The organism is Sphingosinicella terrae (genome assembly GCF_003347635.1).
GTDB classification, from domain to species: Bacteria; Pseudomonadota; Alphaproteobacteria; order Sphingomonadales; family Sphingomonadaceae; genus Allosphingosinicella; species Allosphingosinicella terrae.
On sequence record NZ_QDFY01000002.1, the window covers coordinates 274264 to 290371 of the forward strand.

The window sequence follows — 16108 nt, forward strand, 5'->3', positions numbered from 1 at the left end:
TCGTGCGACCGGTCTCGGCCGCCCCCGCCGTCGCTTGCCTGCACGAAACCCGCTTCCTATGATCCGCCCGCTGCCCTAGGGCATGAGCCATGCTCTTCGGGCATGTAGGATTTCGCCACCAGATGTTCGAGGATCCCTTGCGACTGTTCACACCCAAAGCGGCCGCTGCCGTCCTGCTGTCCCTCGGTCTTCTCGGCTGCGCCCGCGAAGGCGACATCTACCAGACCGGGATCCTGACCACTTATACCGCCTGCCCGCCGGTCGCTATTCCGGCTCCGGCCGGCGACATCACCCTGTTCGATCCGGCGACGAGCCGCGACGCCGCGGCCATCGACGTCGTCGCGTCCATCACCAATCTGCGCAGCACCTGCGACGAGACCGGCGAATATATCATCACCAACGCGACCTTCGAGGTGCAGGCCCAGCGCCGCGACGCCTCGGCGGCGCGCGACGTCGTCCTGCCTTATTTCGCCACGGTCGTGCAGGCGGGCGAGAATGTCGTCTCCAAGCGGGTGAGCCGCGTCGGCGTCCACTTCGAGCCGGGCCAGTATCGCGCCAGCACCACCGGCACCGCGACTTCGCAGGTGCTTCGCTCCGCTGCCACCCTGCCGGACGATATTCGCCGCCAGATCACGCGCGAGCGTCGGCCGGGCGATCCGCAGGCGGCGCTCGATCCGATGGCCGATCCGGCCGTCCGTGCGGCCGTCCAGCGCGCCCGCTTCGAGCTGTTCGTCGGCTTCGATCTCTCAGAGGATCAACTCCGCTACAACGCCACGCGCTGACGCGCCGACGACCTACAGACGCTCCCTTCGACTGCACGGCCTCCCTCACTCGAGGGAGAGCTCTGCACCCGCGTGGCCGTTCCGAGCCTGGCTTCGCACGTACCGTTCGGTAACATAGACAATATCCCGTAAGTAACGCATACAATTCGCGCGATTTCTTCGCGTCATTGCCACGAATCCGTCGATTGACTCGCTCCGCCATAGCCTCCACAGCGGCCTCGTCTTCGGAGGCGCTTGCGCTTCCGATGGGCAAGCGGGAGAGCGTGGCCTCGGCTTCCAGCCGGACCGCCGCCGAAGGAGCAACCGCCCCGGAATCTCTCAGGCCAAAGGACCGCCCGCCCAAGACACTCTGGAAAGCGTCCGCTTTGGCCGTGGCTAAGGCGGGCCACCGAAGGGGTAACCCGCCGAAACGCGCTCCGGCGTGAAGGCGGGGAAAGCTCTCAGGTCACGGTGACAGAGGGGGTGCAGGAGCGAAGCGGGGCGACCCGCTTTCCTGATCCTATCTGGCTGGAGACCGAGATGAGTGATACCGAACGGCTCCTTCCGCTCGACGGCTGGCATCGCCGCCTCGGTGCGCGAATGGTTTCCTTTGCCGGCTATTCGATGCCGATCCAGTATGAAGGCATCATCGCCGAGCATCGCTGGACGCGCGAATCCGCCGGACTCTTCGACGTCAGCCACATGGGACAGCTGCTGATCGCCGGCGCCGATGCCGGGACGGCGCTCGAGGCCCTGCTTCCCGCGGATCTCGCCATCCTCAAGGAGGGTCGGCCGAAATATTCGATGTTGCTGACCGAGGAGGGCGGCATCGTCGACGATCTCATGATCACCCGTCGCGGCGACCATTTTTACATGGTCGTCAACGGTGCCACCAAGGAAGGCGACATCGCCCATCTCGAGGCGCGGCTGCCGCGGACCGTCGTGGTCGATCACATGAAGGAGCAGGCTCTGCTCGCCCTCCAGGGCCCGAAGGCGGCGGAAGCGCTGGCGCGGCTGGTTCCGGAGGTCGCCGAGCTCAGCTTCATGACCGCGGGCGCCTACACGCTCGCCGGCATCCGCGCCTGGATCAGCCGCTCCGGATATACGGGCGAGGATGGGTTCGAGATCTCGGTCCCCGCCGCATCGGTGGAATCGCTCGCCACCCTGCTGCTGGACCAGCCGGAAGTGAGGCCGATCGGCCTGGGCGCAAGGGATTCGCTGCGACTCGAAGCCGGGCTCCCGCTCTACGGGCACGATATGGACACCGGGACCACGCCGGTCGAGGCCGACCTCCATTTCGCGCTGGCCCGACGCCGCCGCGAGCAGGGCGGCTTCCCCGGTTGGAACCGCATCGCCGCCGAACTGCGCGATGGTCCCGTCCGCAAGCGGGTCGGCCTGATGGTCGACGGGCGCCAGCCGGTCCGGGAAGGCGCGATCGTCGTCGATGCCGACGGCAATGAGGTCGGCAAGGTGACCAGCGGCGGCTTTTCGCCGACGCTCGAGGCGCCGATCGCCATGGCCTATGTTCCCACCGCTTCGGCCGAGCCCGGCACGGCGATCTCGATCGCCCAGCGCGGCCGCGTCTTCGCGGCCCGAGTCGTGCCGATGCCTTTCGTCCCCCATCGCTATCACCGCAAGGGAGCCGCCGCATGAGCGTCTATTACAGCAAGGAACATGAGTGGATCCGGGTGGATGGCGATGTCGCTGCCGTCGGCATCACCGATTTTGCCCAGGCCCAGCTCGGCGACGTCGTCTTCGTCGAGGTGCCCGAGGCCGGCCGCAGGCTGAGCCGGGGCGGCGAGGCCGCCGTCGTCGAATCGGTCAAGGCTGCGTCCGATGTCTACGCGCCGCTCAGCGGCGAAGTGGTCGAGGGCAATCAGGCCCTGGTCGACGATCCGGCGCTGGCGAACAGCGATCCGGAAGGCGCCGGCTGGTTCTTCAGGATGCGGCTGTCCGACACCCATGAGGTCAACGATCTCATGGATGCCGATCAGTACAAGGCCTTCTGCGACAGCCAGTGAGCCAGTGAGCCGGTTGGCCGTGGAGGGCGCCCCGGCCGCGGAGCGGCTGCGATGGTGAACCGGGCTTCGCGCTGGAGCGCGGCGGATTATGCCCGCAATGGCGCCTTCGTGCCGGCGCTGGGCGAGGCCGCGCTCACCTTGCTCGATCCGCAACCGGGCGAGCTGATCCTCGACCTCGGCTGCGGCGACGGCGCGGTGACGGCGCGCATCGCCGAATCCGGGGCGCGGGTGATCGGGCTCGATTCTTCGGCGGAGATGGTCGAGGCGGCTCGCGGGCGCGGCATCGACGCCTTCGTCGCCGACGCCGAGACGCTCGGGCTGGATGGGCAGGCGGAGCGCTTCGGCCGCTTCGACGCGGTCTTCTCCAACGCCGCGCTCCACTGGATGCTCGATCCCGGCGCGGTGGCGCGGGGGGTCTTCGCACTGCTTCGGACCGGCGGCCGCTTCGTCGGCGAGATGGGCGGCGCCGGCAACCTCGCCGCCTTGCGCCAAGGGCTGCGCGACGAGCTGACCGCCCGCGGCTACCACATGCCCGAGAGCGATCCGCAATGGTATGCCTCGGCCGAGGCGTTCGCGCGCGTCTATGCGGAGGCCGGCTTCTCCGGGATCGAGGCCGATCTCATCGCCCGGCCGACCCCGCTTGCCGGCGGAATCGCGCCCTGGGTGACGACCTTCCGCGCTGGAACCATGGATATCGCGGGCGTGCCCGAGGCGGAGCGGCCCGCCGTCGCCGCCGCCGTCGAGAGCCGCCTGTCATCCACCCTGCGCCGTCCCGACGGCAACTGGTTCGCCGATTATGTCCGCCTCCGGTTCAGGATGAAGAAGCCGGGCGATTGAACTTGTCCTCCCCGCGATAGCGCTCGGGGAGGGGAACCATCCGAAGGGTGGTGGAGGGGCCCTCCACCGCGTTTCGAGCGGTCCTCCTCCCCTGCAAAGTCGGGGGGAGGAATGGAAAAAGAGGTGAGTTGAAAATGCGTTACCTGCCCCTCTCCGATACCGATCGGCAGCAGATGCTGGAGACGATCGGCGCTACGTCCATCGATGATCTGTTCATCGACGTGCCCGAGGCCGCCCGGCTCGCCTCGAAGATCGATGATCTGCCCGACCACGCGTCCGAGCTGGCGGTGGAGCGCCATCTCGTCCGGCTCGCGGGGCGCAACCTCGTCGCCGGTCAGGTCCCCTTCTTCCTCGGCTGCGGCGCCTATCGCCACCACATCCCGGCCAGCGTCGATCATCTCATCCAGCGCGGCGAGTTCCTGACCAGCTACACGCCCTACCAGCCCGAGATCGCCCAGGGCACGCTGCAGGCCCTGTTCGAGTTCCAGACCCAGGTCGCCCGCCTTTATGGCTGCGATGTCGCCAACGCTTCCATGTATGACGGCTCGACAGCCTGCTGGGAGGCGATCGCCATGGCGCGGCGCATCACCCGCCGCGGCAAGGCGATCCTCTCCGCCGGCCTCCATCCCCATTATGTCTCGGTCGCCCAGACCATGGCGCGCTTCACCGGCGACGTGCTGGAGGTGGCCGCGCCGGACCTGTCGGGCGAGCCCGATACCGAGCGGCTGCTTGGCGCCATTGACGGCGATACCAGCGCCGTCGTCGTCCAATATCCCGACATACTCGGCCGCCTCGGCGATCTTGGCGGGCTTGCCGCACGCGCCCACGAGGCGGGTGCCCTGCTCGTCGCCGTCGTCACCGAGCCGGTCGCCCTCGGTCTCCTGCGCTCGCCCGGGGAAATGGGCGCAGACATCGTCGTCGGCGAAGGGCAGGGGATCGGCGTCGGCCTCAATTTCGGCGGCCCCTATGTCGGCCTGTTCGCCTGCAAGGAGAAGTTCGTCCGCCAGATGCCCGGCCGCCTCGCCGGCGAGACCGTCGATGCCGAGGGCAAGCGCGGCTTCGTGCTCACTCTGTCGACCCGCGAGCAGCATATCCGCCGCGAGAAGGCGACGTCGAACATCTGCACCAATAGCGGCCTGTGCGCGCTCGCTTTCTCGATCCACATGACCCTGCTCGGAGAGAAGGGGCTGCGCGCGCTCGCCGAGGCCAATCATGCGAGGGCGGCCGCCGCGGCGCGCCGGCTGGCCGGCTTGCCGGGCGTCGAGCTCGTCAACCGCGCCTTCTTCAACGAATTCACCCTGAAGCTTCCGATGGAGGCGCGGCCGGTGGTGCGCGCGATGGCGGACGCCGGCGTCCTCGGTGGCGTCTCGCTCGGCCGGCTCTATCCCGACGCGCCGGCCCTGGCCAACGGCCTCGTGGTAGCGGTGACGGAGACGGTCACCGACGAGGATGTCACGGCGCTCGAGCAGGCGCTCATCGAGGCGCTGAAGTGAAGCGCTCGAGGCCCGCAGCATGTCCTCTCCCCCCTTGTGGGAGAGAGCTAGAGAGGGGGGTGCGCGACTTCGTCGCGCGCCGGCCGAAGGCCGCCACCCCCACCCCGGCCCTCCCCACAAGGGGGAGGGGGAGCCAATCTTTCGCCAGGAACCCGAACGCATGACCATGAACCGCGAAGGCCGACCGACCCGCCCCGAGGCCGCCGAAGACGCCGGTGCCGAGACCTGGACCGGCAACCGTGCCCTGATGCTCGAGGAGCCGCTCCTGTTCGAGATCGGCGACACCCGGACGACCGGCGTCGACATCGAAGCGGTGGGGGAAGGGGACGACGCCCATCTCGCCGGCCTCCGCCGCACCCGCCCGATCGGCCTTGCCGGCCTGTCCGAACCCGAGACGGTGCGCCACTATACCCGCCTGTCGCGGCAGAATTACGCCATCGACCTCGGCCTGTTCCCGCTCGGCAGCTGCACGATGAAGCACAATCCGCGGCTGTGCGAGAAGGCGGCGAGGCTGCCCGGCTTCGCCGACGTCCATCCGCTCCAGCCGATCGACACCGTCCAGGGCGCGCTCCAGCTGATCGCCGAGCTCGGTGAATGGCTGATCCGCCTCACCGGCATGCACAGCGTCGCGATGAGCCCGAAAGCGGGCGCCCACGGCGAATTGTGCGGCCTGCTCGCCATCCGCTCGGCACTCGAGGCGCGCGGCGACAAGCGCGAGGTCATCCTCGTGCCCGAGAGCGCGCACGGCACCAATCCCGCCACCGCCGCCTTCGCCGGCTACCGGGTCGAATCGATCCCCGCCAACGCCGCCGGGCGGGTCGACCTCACGGCGCTGAAGGCGCGGCTCGGGCCCGACGTCGCCGGGGTGATGATCACCAATCCCAATACCTGCGGCCTTTTCGAGCCCGACATGATCGAGATCTCCCGCGCGGTCCACGAGGCGGGCGGCCTCGTCTATTGCGACGGCGCCAATTTCAACGCGATCGTCGGCCGCGTCCGGCCGGGCGATCTCGGCATCGATGCGATGCACATCAATCTCCACAAGACCTTCTCGACTCCGCATGGCGGCGGCGGCCCGGGCGCCGGCCCGGTCGTTTTCTCGGAGGCGCTGACGCCCTTCGCGCCGCTCCCCTTCGTCGACAAGATCCAGGCGGATGGCGGCGATCGCTACATTCTGGTGGAAGAAGAATGCGTCGGCGAGCATCACGGCCGCAGCTTCGGCCGGATGACCGCCTTCCACGGCCAGATGGGCATGTTCAGCCGCGCTCTGGCCTATATCCTCAGCCACGGCGCCGACGGTCTCCGGCAGGTCGCCGAGGATGCGGTGCTCAACGCCAACTACATCCTCAGGCGGCTCGAGGATCTGCTCGACGCGCCCTTCGCGGCGAGCGGACCGTGCATGCATGAGGCCCTGTTCAGCGATAAGGGCTTCGCCGAAGGGATGACCACGCTCGATCTCGCCAAGGGCCTGATCGACGAGGGCTATCACCCGATGACCATGTATTTCCCGCTGGTCGTCCATGGTGCGATGCTGGTCGAGCCGACCGAGACCGAGAGCAAGGCTGCGCTGGACCAGTTCATCGGCGCCCTGCGCCATGTCGCCGAGCGCGCTCGTGCCGGCGACACGTCGCTCAAGGCGGCGCCGTTCCACGCCCCGCGCCGCCGCCTCGACGAGACGCTGGCGGCCCGCAAGCCGGTCCTGGTGTATCGCGAGCAGGACACCGCCGAGGCGGCGGAATAGGGGCGCGGCCGGTCAGAACCAGCGCCGGACCCGCTGCTTGTACGCCAGATAGTCCGGGCCGAACTTTCTCTCCAGATATCGCTCCTCGCGGGCGATCACCTGGGTGCGGATCACGAGCAGGACGACCGGCAGCAGGATCAGGGCAATCGGCCCATCGAGGGCCATGGCGAGACCGGCATGGATGAGCGCCATGCCTACATACATGGGATTGCGGGTCCGCTCATAGGGACCGCTGGTGACCACCGCGGTCGTCGTCTCCCAGGGTGGCGGCGGCGTTCCTGCCCTCCGGAACCAGCCGATCGCGGTCGCCACCAGCCAGAGGCCACCGCCGGCGAGGGCGGCGCCCGCTGCCCAGAGCGCCGCGCGCTCCACGCCGAAGGTGCGCAGGTCGGCCCAGCGCTCCGCTCCGAGTCCGAGCAGCAGGAAGCCGAGATAGACCAGGGGCGGCGGAAACCGGACCTGTGCGCTGTCGGGCTCGATCGGCATCCAAAACTCCCTCTGAATAGCGGTTGGCGGTTCGACGACCCGGTCACCGCAGATTGTTTGCGGCCCAGATTGCCAGCAAGGCGGCGCCGCCCGAGACGATCGCGAGCAGCGGAAGGTAAAGGAGAAATTCGAGGATGCCGACCTTGCGCTTCCCCGGTGCCCTGAGCCAGGCCTCCGGAGCCGCAACCGCCTCTTCCCGATCTTCGCGGAGATGGATCGTCGGCGAATTCGCCATCGCCAGGGTGGCGAATTCGGAGAAGGAATCGGCGACGAAGCCCTCGAATCCGGTGCAGATCAGGCCGATCCTTCCCCGGTCCGGGCCGTCCGAGCAGCAGATCGCCCAGGCATAGGCCCAGCCCATATAATCCGCGAAGAAGACGTGCTTCTCCGGCTCGCCGCCGAGCGCGCGCTCCATTTTCGTGGCTTGGGCGCGATAGCCCAGCTCCTCCGGCACCGAACGGATTGCGTCCAGCGACCACCAGCAGATCTCGCAGGCGTCGTCGGCATTGGATCTCGGTGCCGTTTCAATCAGATAGGCGCGGAAGTCATCGGGGAGCACGAGCTTGAGCCGCGCTTCCAGCGCGGCCACCTTGCTCACCGCATCCGGGTCGGGCGGGGCGCCGATCCACGTCGCAAGTTGGTTGTCGGCACCGCCTGCGCTCGTTGGCGCGCTATCCGGTCGCGGCATCTGTCCGTCTCCCCCTCCGCAAAGCCTAACCCGAGCTTCGCCGCCAGGCCATCGCCATCCACGCGGCGGCGCTCTAAGAAGCGGGCATGACCAGGCCACAACCCTTCCAGATGGCGCCGGGTGAGGGCGATCCGCGCCGATCCGCGCCGCATGTCGCGCGCAACGCCGAGCCGATCGTCGAGGTTCTGCGCCGGATCCTGCCGGACCGCGGCCTGGTGCTCGAGATTGCCAGCGGAACGGGCGAGCATGCGCTCCATTTCGCGCGGGCCTTCCCGCAGCTGCTCTGGCAGCCGAGCGATCCTGAGCCCGCCGCCCTGCGCTCGATCGAAGCCTGGCGCGCCGAGGCCGGACTGTTCAACCTGCTCCCGGCGGTGGCGCTCGACGCGCGCGCGGCCGAGTGGCCGGTGCCCGCCGCCGACGCCATCCTCTGCATCAACATGGTTCATATCAGCCCCTGGTCGGCGACCAGCGGGTTGATGCGCGGCGCCGGGCGGCTGCTCGCCCGGGGCGCGCGGCTCTACCTTTACGGCCCCTATGTCCAGGCGGAGGTGGAGACGGCGCCGAGCAACGCCGCCTTCGATGCCGACCTGCGCGCCCGCAATCCGGAATGGGGCCTGCGCGACCTCGATGACGTCGTCGCCGAGGGTGAGCGTCACGGCCTCGTCCTGGATGAGGTCGTGCCGATGCCGGCGAACAACCTGTCGGTCGTCTTTCGCCGCAGCGGCGCCTAGATCAGCATATTAGCGCTGGTTGAACCGCGGAAGATTGGCTTCCTCGGGCTTGTCTGAATCGCGGACGCGGGTGACGCCCGTGTCTCCGCCTACCTCATGCTCGGCCTCGGCGCGGGCGGCGATGTCCCGCTGGAGGTTGCCGCCGGAGGCGCCGCTCTGCGACGGGCCGGACTCCATATTGTCGATAAGGTCGCTGTCGTCATTGGCGCGCGCCGATTCGGTGCGCTTATTCTCGTCGATCATCGCTCGCTCCTTCCCCTGAAGAATGAGCCAGAAGCGCGGGCGTTCCCTCGGCGGCCGCGTGGCCGGCCAGCCGCAGGATGAGGAGCGTCCACAACAAGCCGAATGCCCAGCCGCCGATGACGTCGCTCGGCCAATGGACGCCGAGCACGACCCGGCTCGCTCCGACCAGGAGCGCCAGCCAGACCGCGCCCCATACCGCCCAGGAGCGGGCGCGGTCGCTTCGCGGCAGCAGCAGCGCGAGGCAGATCCAGACGAGGACGGCATTGGCCGCGTGCCCGCTCGGAAAGGCGAAGCTCTCCACCGGCACGAGATGCCCGACCGGGTCGGGCCGCACCCGCGCGGTCCAATCCTTCTGCAGGATGACCAGCAGCCTGCCGCTGCCCGTGATGGCGGCGAGAAGCAGGGCACCGCGCCAGTCCCGCCGATAGAGAAGAAGGGCGATGCCGGCCGCCGTCGCAGCGACCACCAGCTCCGACCCGCCGAGCAGGGTCACGTAATTCGCCACGGTGGACAGCGTCGGCCGGTCTCCACCGTAGAAGAAGATGAGCAGGCCGCGGTCGAATTCCATCGCCCCGAACAGCAGCATAACCGCCCAGGCGAGGGCCAGTCCGACGAGCGCGAACGGCACGGCGGCTTTATTCCGCCCGCTGTGCCTGCCAGCCGGCGCTGCGCGGGATCGGGTTGAGGCGGTCGCCGTCGATCCAGCCGCGATATTCCTTTCGTCCCTGCCCCAGATCGGCGACGAAACTTATCCGGCGGCCGGCGGCGCGCCCCTGCTCCACCCGGCTGCTGCGGCTCGCGCTGGTCGCCGTCCCCTCGATCTCCTGGAAAGTCTGCTGCAGCTCCACGGTGGCGGAGGCGCCACCTTCGGTGAAGGTCCAGCGGCCGGCGAAACGGGCAGGGACAATCCACATGCTGAGCGTCGCCGAACCGATCCGCTGCCGCTCGTCCGGGCGCCAGTCGCCCATGTCATATTCATTGCTGACGACGCGGCTGCCCGGGCGCATCTGCTCGAGGATACGCGGCCGCAGCCGCAGATTGACCTGCTGGGTGAGGTAGAGGGTGAGGACGTCGGCTTCGCCGAGCGGCGTCTCGAACAGGTCCTGGTTGCGGAACTGGACGAGGTGGGAGACTCGCGCCGCTTCGGCATTGGCCTGCGCCTCCCGGATCCGGTCGCGATCGATTTCGATGCCGAGGCCGCGCGCGCCATGGCTTCGCGCCGCGGCGATCAGGATGCGGCCGTCGCCGGAGCCCAGGTCGATGACATAATCGTTCGGCCGCACCCGCGCCATGGCGAGCATCGCGTCGACCACGGCATAGTCGGTCGCGACATAGGGCGCGTCGAGGCGGCGGTCGGAAGCAACGAAACGGCTCGGATCGAACTTGGCGCGGGCGCGCTCCGGCTCGGGTGGCGGCGACAGCAAGCGCCAGGCCGCGAGGGCACCGACTCCGATCAAGACGATACCAGCGACAATAAGCAACACGCGCACAATGGAACGTGACGGCATCCGCGACTCCCCGGTTGGCACGGGCCCTCTTTCCCTGTCTTGGAAGGAATGTCACCACGGTGCGAACGAAAAGGCGCGGGGAACATGCAGATCGACGATGAAGCGCACGGGCCGGCGATGTTGCCCTTGCACCCCAATCAGCTCTGGGTGCTGCGCGTGCGTGGCCTGATCACCGCCGTGCCGATCCTGCTCGCCGCGGTCATGGCCGATCTCGGCCCCTTGCGGGAGACTCCGGTGCCGCCCGGCGCCGTCGGCGGCGGCATCCTCGTTGCGCTCCTCGCCTCTCTGATCGTCCTGCCGCCGCGGCGCTACCGCGCCTGGGCCTATCGCGAGGAGGCGGATGAGCTCCACATCCGCTCGGGTCTCCTCGTCCGGTCGTCGACGGTGGTGCCCTTCGGGCGCGTCCAGCATATCGACGTCACCCACGGTCCCGTCGAGCGCCGCTTCGGCCTCGCCACCCTGGTCCTCCACACCGCTGGGACGCGGGGCGCCTCGGTGCCGCTTCCCGGCCTGCTCCAGGCCGAGGCGGAGGCCATGCGCGACCGGATACGCGCCAAGATCCGCCAGGATTTGGTGTGAGCGACGGCGCGCCGACCCCGCGGCGCCTCCACCCGGCGACCCTGATCGCCCGTTGGCTTCGGCTGGTGCCGCAAATGGTCGGCGGCGGCGCCGCCTTCGCCGCGACGATGGGTGGCTGGGGCCGGTTCCTCTCCTTCGCGGCGATGGCCGGCGGCATCGGTCTCGTCATCACCCTGCTCTGGTGGTGGCGCTTCCGCTACACATTGGCCGAGCGCGAGATCATCATCGAGAGCGGCGTCCTCAACCGCCAGCGCCGGGTCATCCCCTTCGACCGGGTCCAGGACATCGCCATCGAGCGGCGGGTCATCGCCCGATTGTTCGGCACGGCCCGCGTCAAGGTCGAAACCGGCGGCGCATCGTCCGACGAGGGTCTGCTCGACATGATCGGCCTCGCCGAGGCGCAGGCGCTTCGCGACCGGATCCGCCGCGGGCATTCGCCGACGCCGGTGGCGGGGATGGCCGCCGAGGAACCCCTGCTCTTCCGGATGGACCTGTCGCGGATCCTGGCGGCGGGGCTTTTCAATTTCTCCTTGCTGTTTCTCGCCGCCATTTTCGCCGTCGTCCAGAATCTGGAGCAGCTCGGCTTCGTGCGAGTACGGGACTGGATCAATCCGCGCACCGCCGACACGGCAGCCGGCTTTTTCAACCTGCGCAACAGTCTCGCCTTGCTCGCCGCTCTTGTGGTGCTCGGCCTCGTCTACGGCGTCGTCCGCACCGTCTCGCGCGAGTTCGGTTTCAAGCTGACCCGGACAGGCGGGGGCGACGCCGCCGCGGGCGCGCCGCCGCCACCGCCCGGCTTTCGCCGGCGCCGCGGCCTGTTCACTCTGTCCGACGTCGTCATTCCGATCCGGCGCACGCAGGTGGGGCTGATCGAGAGTGGCCCGATCGCCCGGCAGCTCGGCTGGTTCGCGCTCGCCTTCCAGACGCTGGGGGCGGAGACGAAGGAAGGGGGAGTTCAGGCGGTGGCGCCTTTCGCGCGGATGGACGAGATCCTGCCGATCCTGACGGAGGCCGGCTTTCCGGTGCCCCCGGAGCGGTCGACCTTCACCCGCATCCCGCGGCGGGCGTTGTGGCGCTGGGCGGCGCCGTTCTTCCTCGTCGGCGCGACCGCGACGGCGGCCGCCTTCCTGATCGCACCCGGCGCCGGCGTCGCCGGCGGATTGCTGCTCGCCGCCGGATTCTACGCGGCCTTCCGCTGGCGCAAGCACGGTTTCGCGCTCGACGATCGTGCCTTGTTCGTCCGCGCCGGTCTGCTCAAGCGGCGGATGTGGATCATCCCGTTCGAGAAGGCGCAGACCATATCCGTCACCCAGGGCCCTGTTCAGCGCCGGCTGCGACTCGCCAGCCTGCTCCTGGACACGGCAGGCGCTTCCTCGATGCGTTCGCCGGAGATCGTCGATCTGGATGCGGCCGAAGCGGAAGCCTTGGCGGCGAAGCTCCTCTCCCTGTTCCATCGAAGTCGCTCCGAAGCGAAACCGTCACAATGATCCGCTTGAAAGGCCGCGCCTTTGCGAGTGGAATGCCCGGATGACGTCCCGATCGGAGCCTGAACCTGCTGGCGCCTCGCGCCGGCGCGTGCGTCCGGGAACCGCCGGCTTCACCATGGTCGAGCTGATGGTGGTGATCGTCATCATCGGCCTCGCCGCCGCGGCGGTGGTGCTGGCCATGCCCGATCCCGGCGGTAGCCTGCGTTCAGAGGCCGAGCGCTTTGCCGCCCGGGCCAAGGCGGCCCGCGACACCGCCATCGTCGAGGCGCGCCCGACTTTGCTGCGGATCGATTCCGCCGGCTATGCCCTCGCTCGTCGCGGCGGCGGCACGTGGCGCGAGTCCGACCGCTGGTCCTGGGTCGAGGGCACGAGCGTGATGGCGAGCGGTAGCGGCGAAGGCGGGATCCGGTTCGATTCGACGGGCCTGGCGCAACCCGCTCAGATCACGCTGAGCCGGCGCGACCGCCGGGTCGGGGTGGCGATAGGCCAGGACGGCGAGATCCATGTCTTGCCCTGATCGGGTCCGCCGCCCCATCGGCGAGGCGGGCTTCACGCTGATCGAGATGCTGGTGGCGCTCGCCATCTTCAGCCTGGCGGCGCTTGCTCTGCTTCGGCTCGGCGGTGCCACCGCCGCCAACAGCGCGCGTCTGCACGATCAGGCGCTCGCGCAGATCGTCGCCCGCAACCTCGCCGTCGAGACGCTGAGCGATCCCGAGCCGCCGCCCTTCGGCAGCCTGACCGGCGAGACCGTGAATGGCGGCCGCCGCTGGACCTGGACCCGGATCGTCGCCCGTTCGCCGGAGGCGCGGATCCAGCAGATCGAGATCAGGGTACTTCCCGAAGGTGGCGGCCCCGGACAGGCATCTCTCACCGTCTTCCGCCGGGCTGCCTTGTGAAGCGGGAAGGCTTCACCCTGGTCGAGATGCTGATCGCCTTGTCGATCTTCGGAATGCTCACCGCGGCCGGGGTCACCCTGCTCGGCGTCAGTGCCCGTACCCAGGAGACTTCCGATCGTCTGCTCGCAGAGGTCGGCGAGACGCGCAGGCTGGGTGCGTTGCTGGGCGCCGACCTCGCTCTGGCCGTCCCCCGCGTCCACCGCGACGAGCTCGGGCGGCCGCTGCCCGCCTTTGCCGGCGGCGCCCGATCGCCTCTGCTGCTCGATCTGGTGCGTCGCGGCTGGGACGAGGGCGAGGGCGCGTCGCTGCAGCGGGTCGGCTATCGCCTGCGCGACGGCCGGCTCGAGCGCCTTTCATTCCCCAGGGTCGACGGCGGCGGTGATCCGGTCGCCGCGCGCCTGATCGATGGCGTCAGCGCGATCAGGCTGCGCTACCGCGACGATGAAGGGGAATGGCGGGACGACTGGGCCCCGACCGATCCCACCCGTCTGCCGACGGCGGTCGAGCTGGTCACCGCAAGCGAGACCCAGGGGACGATACGCCAGCTCTTCCTGGTCGGAGTGCCGCAGCGATGACCGGGCCGAGGGTACCGGCGCACGAGCGCGGCGCCGCCTTGCTCGCCGTGCTCCTGCTCGTCGCGGTCACCGGCGCGATCGCCGCCACCGCGCTCGAGAAGATGAGTCTGTCGCGCGCCGTCGCCGCCAACGGCAATGCGCTCGACCAGGCCCGCGCCTTCGCCCGAGGGGCCGAGGATCTCGCCATGCTCGCCATCGACGACATGGTCGCCGCCAGTCCGGATCGGACGACGCTGGACGGCGGCTGGAACGGCGCCGTCCGGCGCATCGCGCTCCCCGGCGGCGGTTTCGCCGAGGCACGCCTGCGCGACGGCGGCAATTGCTTCAACGTCAACAGCGTCGTCGAGGGCGACCGGCGCACCCGCCTGACCCGCCGCCATTCCGGGGTCCTCCAGCTTGCCGGCCTCATGCAGGCGTTGGAAGTGGCCGAGCCGGAGGCGCGTCGGGTCGCCGAGGCGGCGGCCGACTGGGCCGACAGTGATTCGCGTCCCGGGCCTGGCGGAGCCGAGGACGGCGCCTATGCCGAGGGGGGCGTGCCCTATCGCACCGCCAATAGCTTGTTCGCCGATGTCGGCGAGCTTTCCGGATTGCCCGGCATGACTCCGCAGATCATGGCGCGTCTGCGGCCCTGGCTGTGCGTGCTGCCGGTCACCGAGCTTTCGCCGATCAACGTCAACACCTTGATGCCGGAGCAGGCGCCGTTGCTGGCGATGCTGGCGCCGGGGCAGCTCGACGTCCAGCGGGCGCGGCGCGTGCTCGCCGCGAGGCCGACCCGCGGCTGGAGCAACCAGGTCGAGTTCTGGCGGATCGACGCCCTCCGCGGAGTCGACGTGCCGCTCGACGTCCAGCTTCAGGTCCAGCTGCGCACGCGCTGGTTCGCCATCGATACTCGCGTCGCCGTGATGGAGTCGGAATTCTCGGAGGAGGCGCTGGTCGATGCCCGGCTGCAGCCGTCGCGCCTGGCGTCGCGAAGCTGGGGCGATTAGCGTCCGGGCTCCGATCTAGGTACACTCCCTTATGGCCGGCGGGGTCCGGTGCGGTAGGTCTTCTCCAGGCTTCCCGGCCGCTGCAGGAGGAGGATGGCGATGAAATCGGTGCTGCTCTACGCGAACCAGGATCCGGGGCTCGAAAGCCGGCTCCAGGCCGCGCTCGATGTCGCCCGCCAATTCGGCGGACATCTGACCTGCCTTCAGGTGACGCCTTATGATGCCTTCATCATGGGCGATCCGTTCGGGGGCGTCTATGCGCTGCCGACGGTGATCGAGCAGGTTCAGAAGACGGCGTCCGAGCATCGCGACTCGATCGAGGCGCGCCTGAGCGGCGAAGGCGTCGCGTGGGACTGGCTGTCCTTCGACGGCGCGCCGGGCCAGATCATCGTCGACCGCGCCCGCTTGTGCGACCTCATCGTCCTCAGCCAGCCGGGCGGCGAAAGCGCGCCGGCCCAGGTCGCTCAGGCGATCGCCGCCGACGTCCTCGTCCATGCGCGTTCGCCGGTCCTGGCCGTCCCCCCGAGCGGGCGCGGCTTCGATGCGCTCGGCGCGGCGATGTTGGCCTGGGACGGCTCGCTCGAGGCCTCGCACGCGCTCCGGCTAACGATGCCGATGCTGCTCAAGGCATCGGCCGTGCATGTCGTCACGGTGACCGCGGGGCAGCGCGAATTTCCCGCCACCGACGCGGCCCGCTACCTTTCGCGCCACGGCATCGAGGCGGAGCTGCACGAATGGTCCGGCGACGGCCGCTCCACGGCCGATGCGCTGATCGACGCCGCCGCTTCGCTCTCGGCCGCCTTCGCCGTCATGGGCGCCTATGGCCATACCCGCCTGCGCGAGGCGGTGCTCGGCGGCGCGACCCGCGACATGCTCCACGAGAGCAAGGTGCCGCTGATACTCGCCCACTGAGGCGATTTGCAGTCGGACGCTGTCGTCCGACGGCTCGAAAATCGCAGCCGTCCCATGACCTGGAGCGGCCGTTCCGATGGTGTCGGAATGCAGACTGCTCGATCGCGTGCGAGCCGAGGAGCCATCCTTTCCAGACGGCTCGCGCCCTCTCGGTGCCGCCCGGC

The 16108-nt window shown here is 69.3% G+C and carries 19 protein-coding genes and 2 riboswitches; of the genes, 14 read left to right on the forward strand and 5 right to left on the reverse strand.

Annotated features, from left to right (window positions below):
• The first annotated feature begins 89 nt into the window (after positions 1 to 89).
• The 6 genes from DDE10_RS06785 to gcvPB all read left to right on the forward strand — a co-directional run bounded on the left by DDE10_RS06785 (position 90) and on the right by gcvPB (position 6853).
• On the forward strand, positions 90 to 782 hold the full coding sequence (locus DDE10_RS06785) for a hypothetical protein (RefSeq protein WP_432653712.1): 693 nt from the start codon (positions 90 to 92) through the stop codon (positions 780 to 782).
• Positions 783 to 1026: 244 nt separating this feature from the next.
• A riboswitch (glycine riboswitch) is annotated at positions 1027 to 1126 on the forward strand.
• Between the two features lies 1 nt (position 1127).
• A riboswitch (glycine riboswitch) is annotated at positions 1128 to 1243 on the forward strand.
• A gap of 58 nt (positions 1244 to 1301) precedes the next feature.
• Positions 1302 to 2414, forward strand: coding sequence for a glycine cleavage system aminomethyltransferase GcvT (gcvT, locus tag DDE10_RS06790; RefSeq protein WP_114952290.1), 1113 nt, complete (start codon positions 1302 to 1304; stop codon positions 2412 to 2414).
• Positions 2411 to 2782: a glycine cleavage system protein GcvH gene (gene gcvH / locus DDE10_RS06795; RefSeq protein ID WP_114951984.1), complete on the forward strand. Its 372-nt coding sequence runs from the start codon at positions 2411 to 2413 to the stop codon at positions 2780 to 2782. Before gcvT ends, gcvH begins: the two co-directional genes overlap by 4 nt.
• Before the next feature lie 51 nt (positions 2783 to 2833).
• On the forward strand, positions 2834 to 3619 hold the full coding sequence (locus tag DDE10_RS06800; protein WP_114951985.1) for a class I SAM-dependent methyltransferase: 786 nt from the start codon (positions 2834 to 2836) through the stop codon (positions 3617 to 3619).
• 134 nt (positions 3620 to 3753) lie between these two features.
• The gene (gene gcvPA / locus DDE10_RS06805; RefSeq protein ID WP_114951986.1) at positions 3754 to 5112 is read left to right on the forward strand and encodes an aminomethyl-transferring glycine dehydrogenase subunit GcvPA; all 1359 of its coding nucleotides are present in this window, start codon (positions 3754 to 3756) and stop codon (positions 5110 to 5112) included.
• Positions 5113 to 5272: 160 nt separating this feature from the next.
• Positions 5273 to 6853, forward strand: coding sequence for an aminomethyl-transferring glycine dehydrogenase subunit GcvPB (gcvPB, locus tag DDE10_RS06810; RefSeq protein ID WP_114951987.1), 1581 nt, complete (start codon positions 5273 to 5275; stop codon positions 6851 to 6853).
• A 12-nt stretch (positions 6854 to 6865) separates the two neighbouring features.
• Here gcvPB and DDE10_RS06815 read toward each other — a convergent pair whose 3' ends face one another.
• Together DDE10_RS06815 and DDE10_RS06820 are read right to left on the reverse strand one after the other, a co-directional pair.
• Positions 6866 to 7339 (reverse strand): methyltransferase family protein, encoded by a 474-nt coding sequence (locus tag DDE10_RS06815; RefSeq protein WP_114951988.1) that lies wholly within the window; start codon positions 7337 to 7339, stop codon positions 6866 to 6868.
• 43 nt (positions 7340 to 7382) lie between these two features.
• On the reverse strand, positions 7383 to 8027 hold the full coding sequence (locus DDE10_RS06820) for an SMI1/KNR4 family protein (RefSeq protein WP_114951989.1): 645 nt from the start codon (positions 8025 to 8027) through the stop codon (positions 7383 to 7385).
• 86 nt (positions 8028 to 8113) lie between these two features.
• Between DDE10_RS06820 and DDE10_RS06825 the strand changes: the two genes are divergently transcribed.
• Entirely contained in the window at positions 8114 to 8758 is a 645-nt protein-coding gene (locus DDE10_RS06825) for a DUF938 domain-containing protein (protein WP_114951990.1), read from the forward strand.
• A gap of 9 nt (positions 8759 to 8767) precedes the next feature.
• Here the strand turns inward: DDE10_RS06825 and DDE10_RS06830 are convergent, their stop codons facing one another.
• The 3 genes from DDE10_RS06830 to DDE10_RS06840 are packed head-to-tail and all read right to left on the reverse strand — an operon-like array spanning position 8768 to position 10458.
• Positions 8768 to 9001 (reverse strand): hypothetical protein, encoded by a 234-nt coding sequence (locus DDE10_RS06830; protein WP_114951991.1) that lies wholly within the window; start codon positions 8999 to 9001, stop codon positions 8768 to 8770.
• Positions 8985 to 9629, reverse strand: a complete 645-nt coding sequence (locus tag DDE10_RS06835; protein ID WP_114951992.1) for a phosphatase PAP2 family protein — start codon at positions 9627 to 9629, stop codon at positions 8985 to 8987. The genes DDE10_RS06830 and DDE10_RS06835 overlap by 17 nt, the downstream gene beginning before the upstream one ends.
• A gap of 7 nt (positions 9630 to 9636) precedes the next feature.
• A complete protein-coding gene (locus DDE10_RS06840) occupies positions 9637 to 10458 on the reverse strand; it encodes an SAM-dependent methyltransferase (RefSeq protein ID WP_162806396.1) in 822 nt (273 codons plus the stop codon).
• A gap of 135 nt (positions 10459 to 10593) precedes the next feature.
• Between DDE10_RS06840 and DDE10_RS06845 the strand changes: the two genes are divergently transcribed.
• The 7 genes from DDE10_RS06845 to DDE10_RS06875 all read left to right on the forward strand — a co-directional run bounded on the left by DDE10_RS06845 (position 10594) and on the right by DDE10_RS06875 (position 15944).
• Positions 10594 to 11088 (forward strand): PH domain-containing protein, encoded by a 495-nt coding sequence (locus DDE10_RS06845; protein ID WP_284734483.1) that lies wholly within the window; start codon positions 10594 to 10596, stop codon positions 11086 to 11088.
• Positions 11085 to 12575 (forward strand): PH domain-containing protein, encoded by a 1491-nt coding sequence (locus tag DDE10_RS06850; protein WP_114951994.1) that lies wholly within the window; start codon positions 11085 to 11087, stop codon positions 12573 to 12575. Before DDE10_RS06845 ends, DDE10_RS06850 begins: the two co-directional genes overlap by 4 nt.
• 40 nt (positions 12576 to 12615) lie before the next feature.
• Positions 12616 to 13092, forward strand: a complete 477-nt coding sequence (locus DDE10_RS06855) for a GspH/FimT family pseudopilin (protein ID WP_114951995.1) — start codon at positions 12616 to 12618, stop codon at positions 13090 to 13092.
• On the forward strand, positions 13079 to 13471 hold the full coding sequence (gene gspI / locus DDE10_RS06860) for a type II secretion system minor pseudopilin GspI (RefSeq protein ID WP_114951996.1): 393 nt from the start codon (positions 13079 to 13081) through the stop codon (positions 13469 to 13471). Before DDE10_RS06855 ends, gspI begins: the two co-directional genes overlap by 14 nt.
• Complete coding sequence (gene gspJ / locus DDE10_RS06865) at positions 13468 to 14046, forward strand: type II secretion system minor pseudopilin GspJ (RefSeq protein WP_114951997.1); 579 nt, start codon at positions 13468 to 13470, stop codon at positions 14044 to 14046. Before gspI ends, gspJ begins: the two co-directional genes overlap by 4 nt.
• The gene (gene gspK, locus DDE10_RS06870) at positions 14043 to 15032 is read left to right on the forward strand and encodes a type II secretion system minor pseudopilin GspK (protein WP_114951998.1); all 990 of its coding nucleotides are present in this window, start codon (positions 14043 to 14045) and stop codon (positions 15030 to 15032) included. The genes gspJ and gspK overlap by 4 nt, the downstream gene beginning before the upstream one ends.
• Positions 15033 to 15125: 93 nt before the next feature.
• The gene (locus DDE10_RS06875; RefSeq protein WP_284734484.1) at positions 15126 to 15944 is read left to right on the forward strand and encodes a universal stress protein; all 819 of its coding nucleotides are present in this window, start codon (positions 15126 to 15128) and stop codon (positions 15942 to 15944) included.
• Positions 15945 to 16108: the final 164 nt, after the last annotated feature.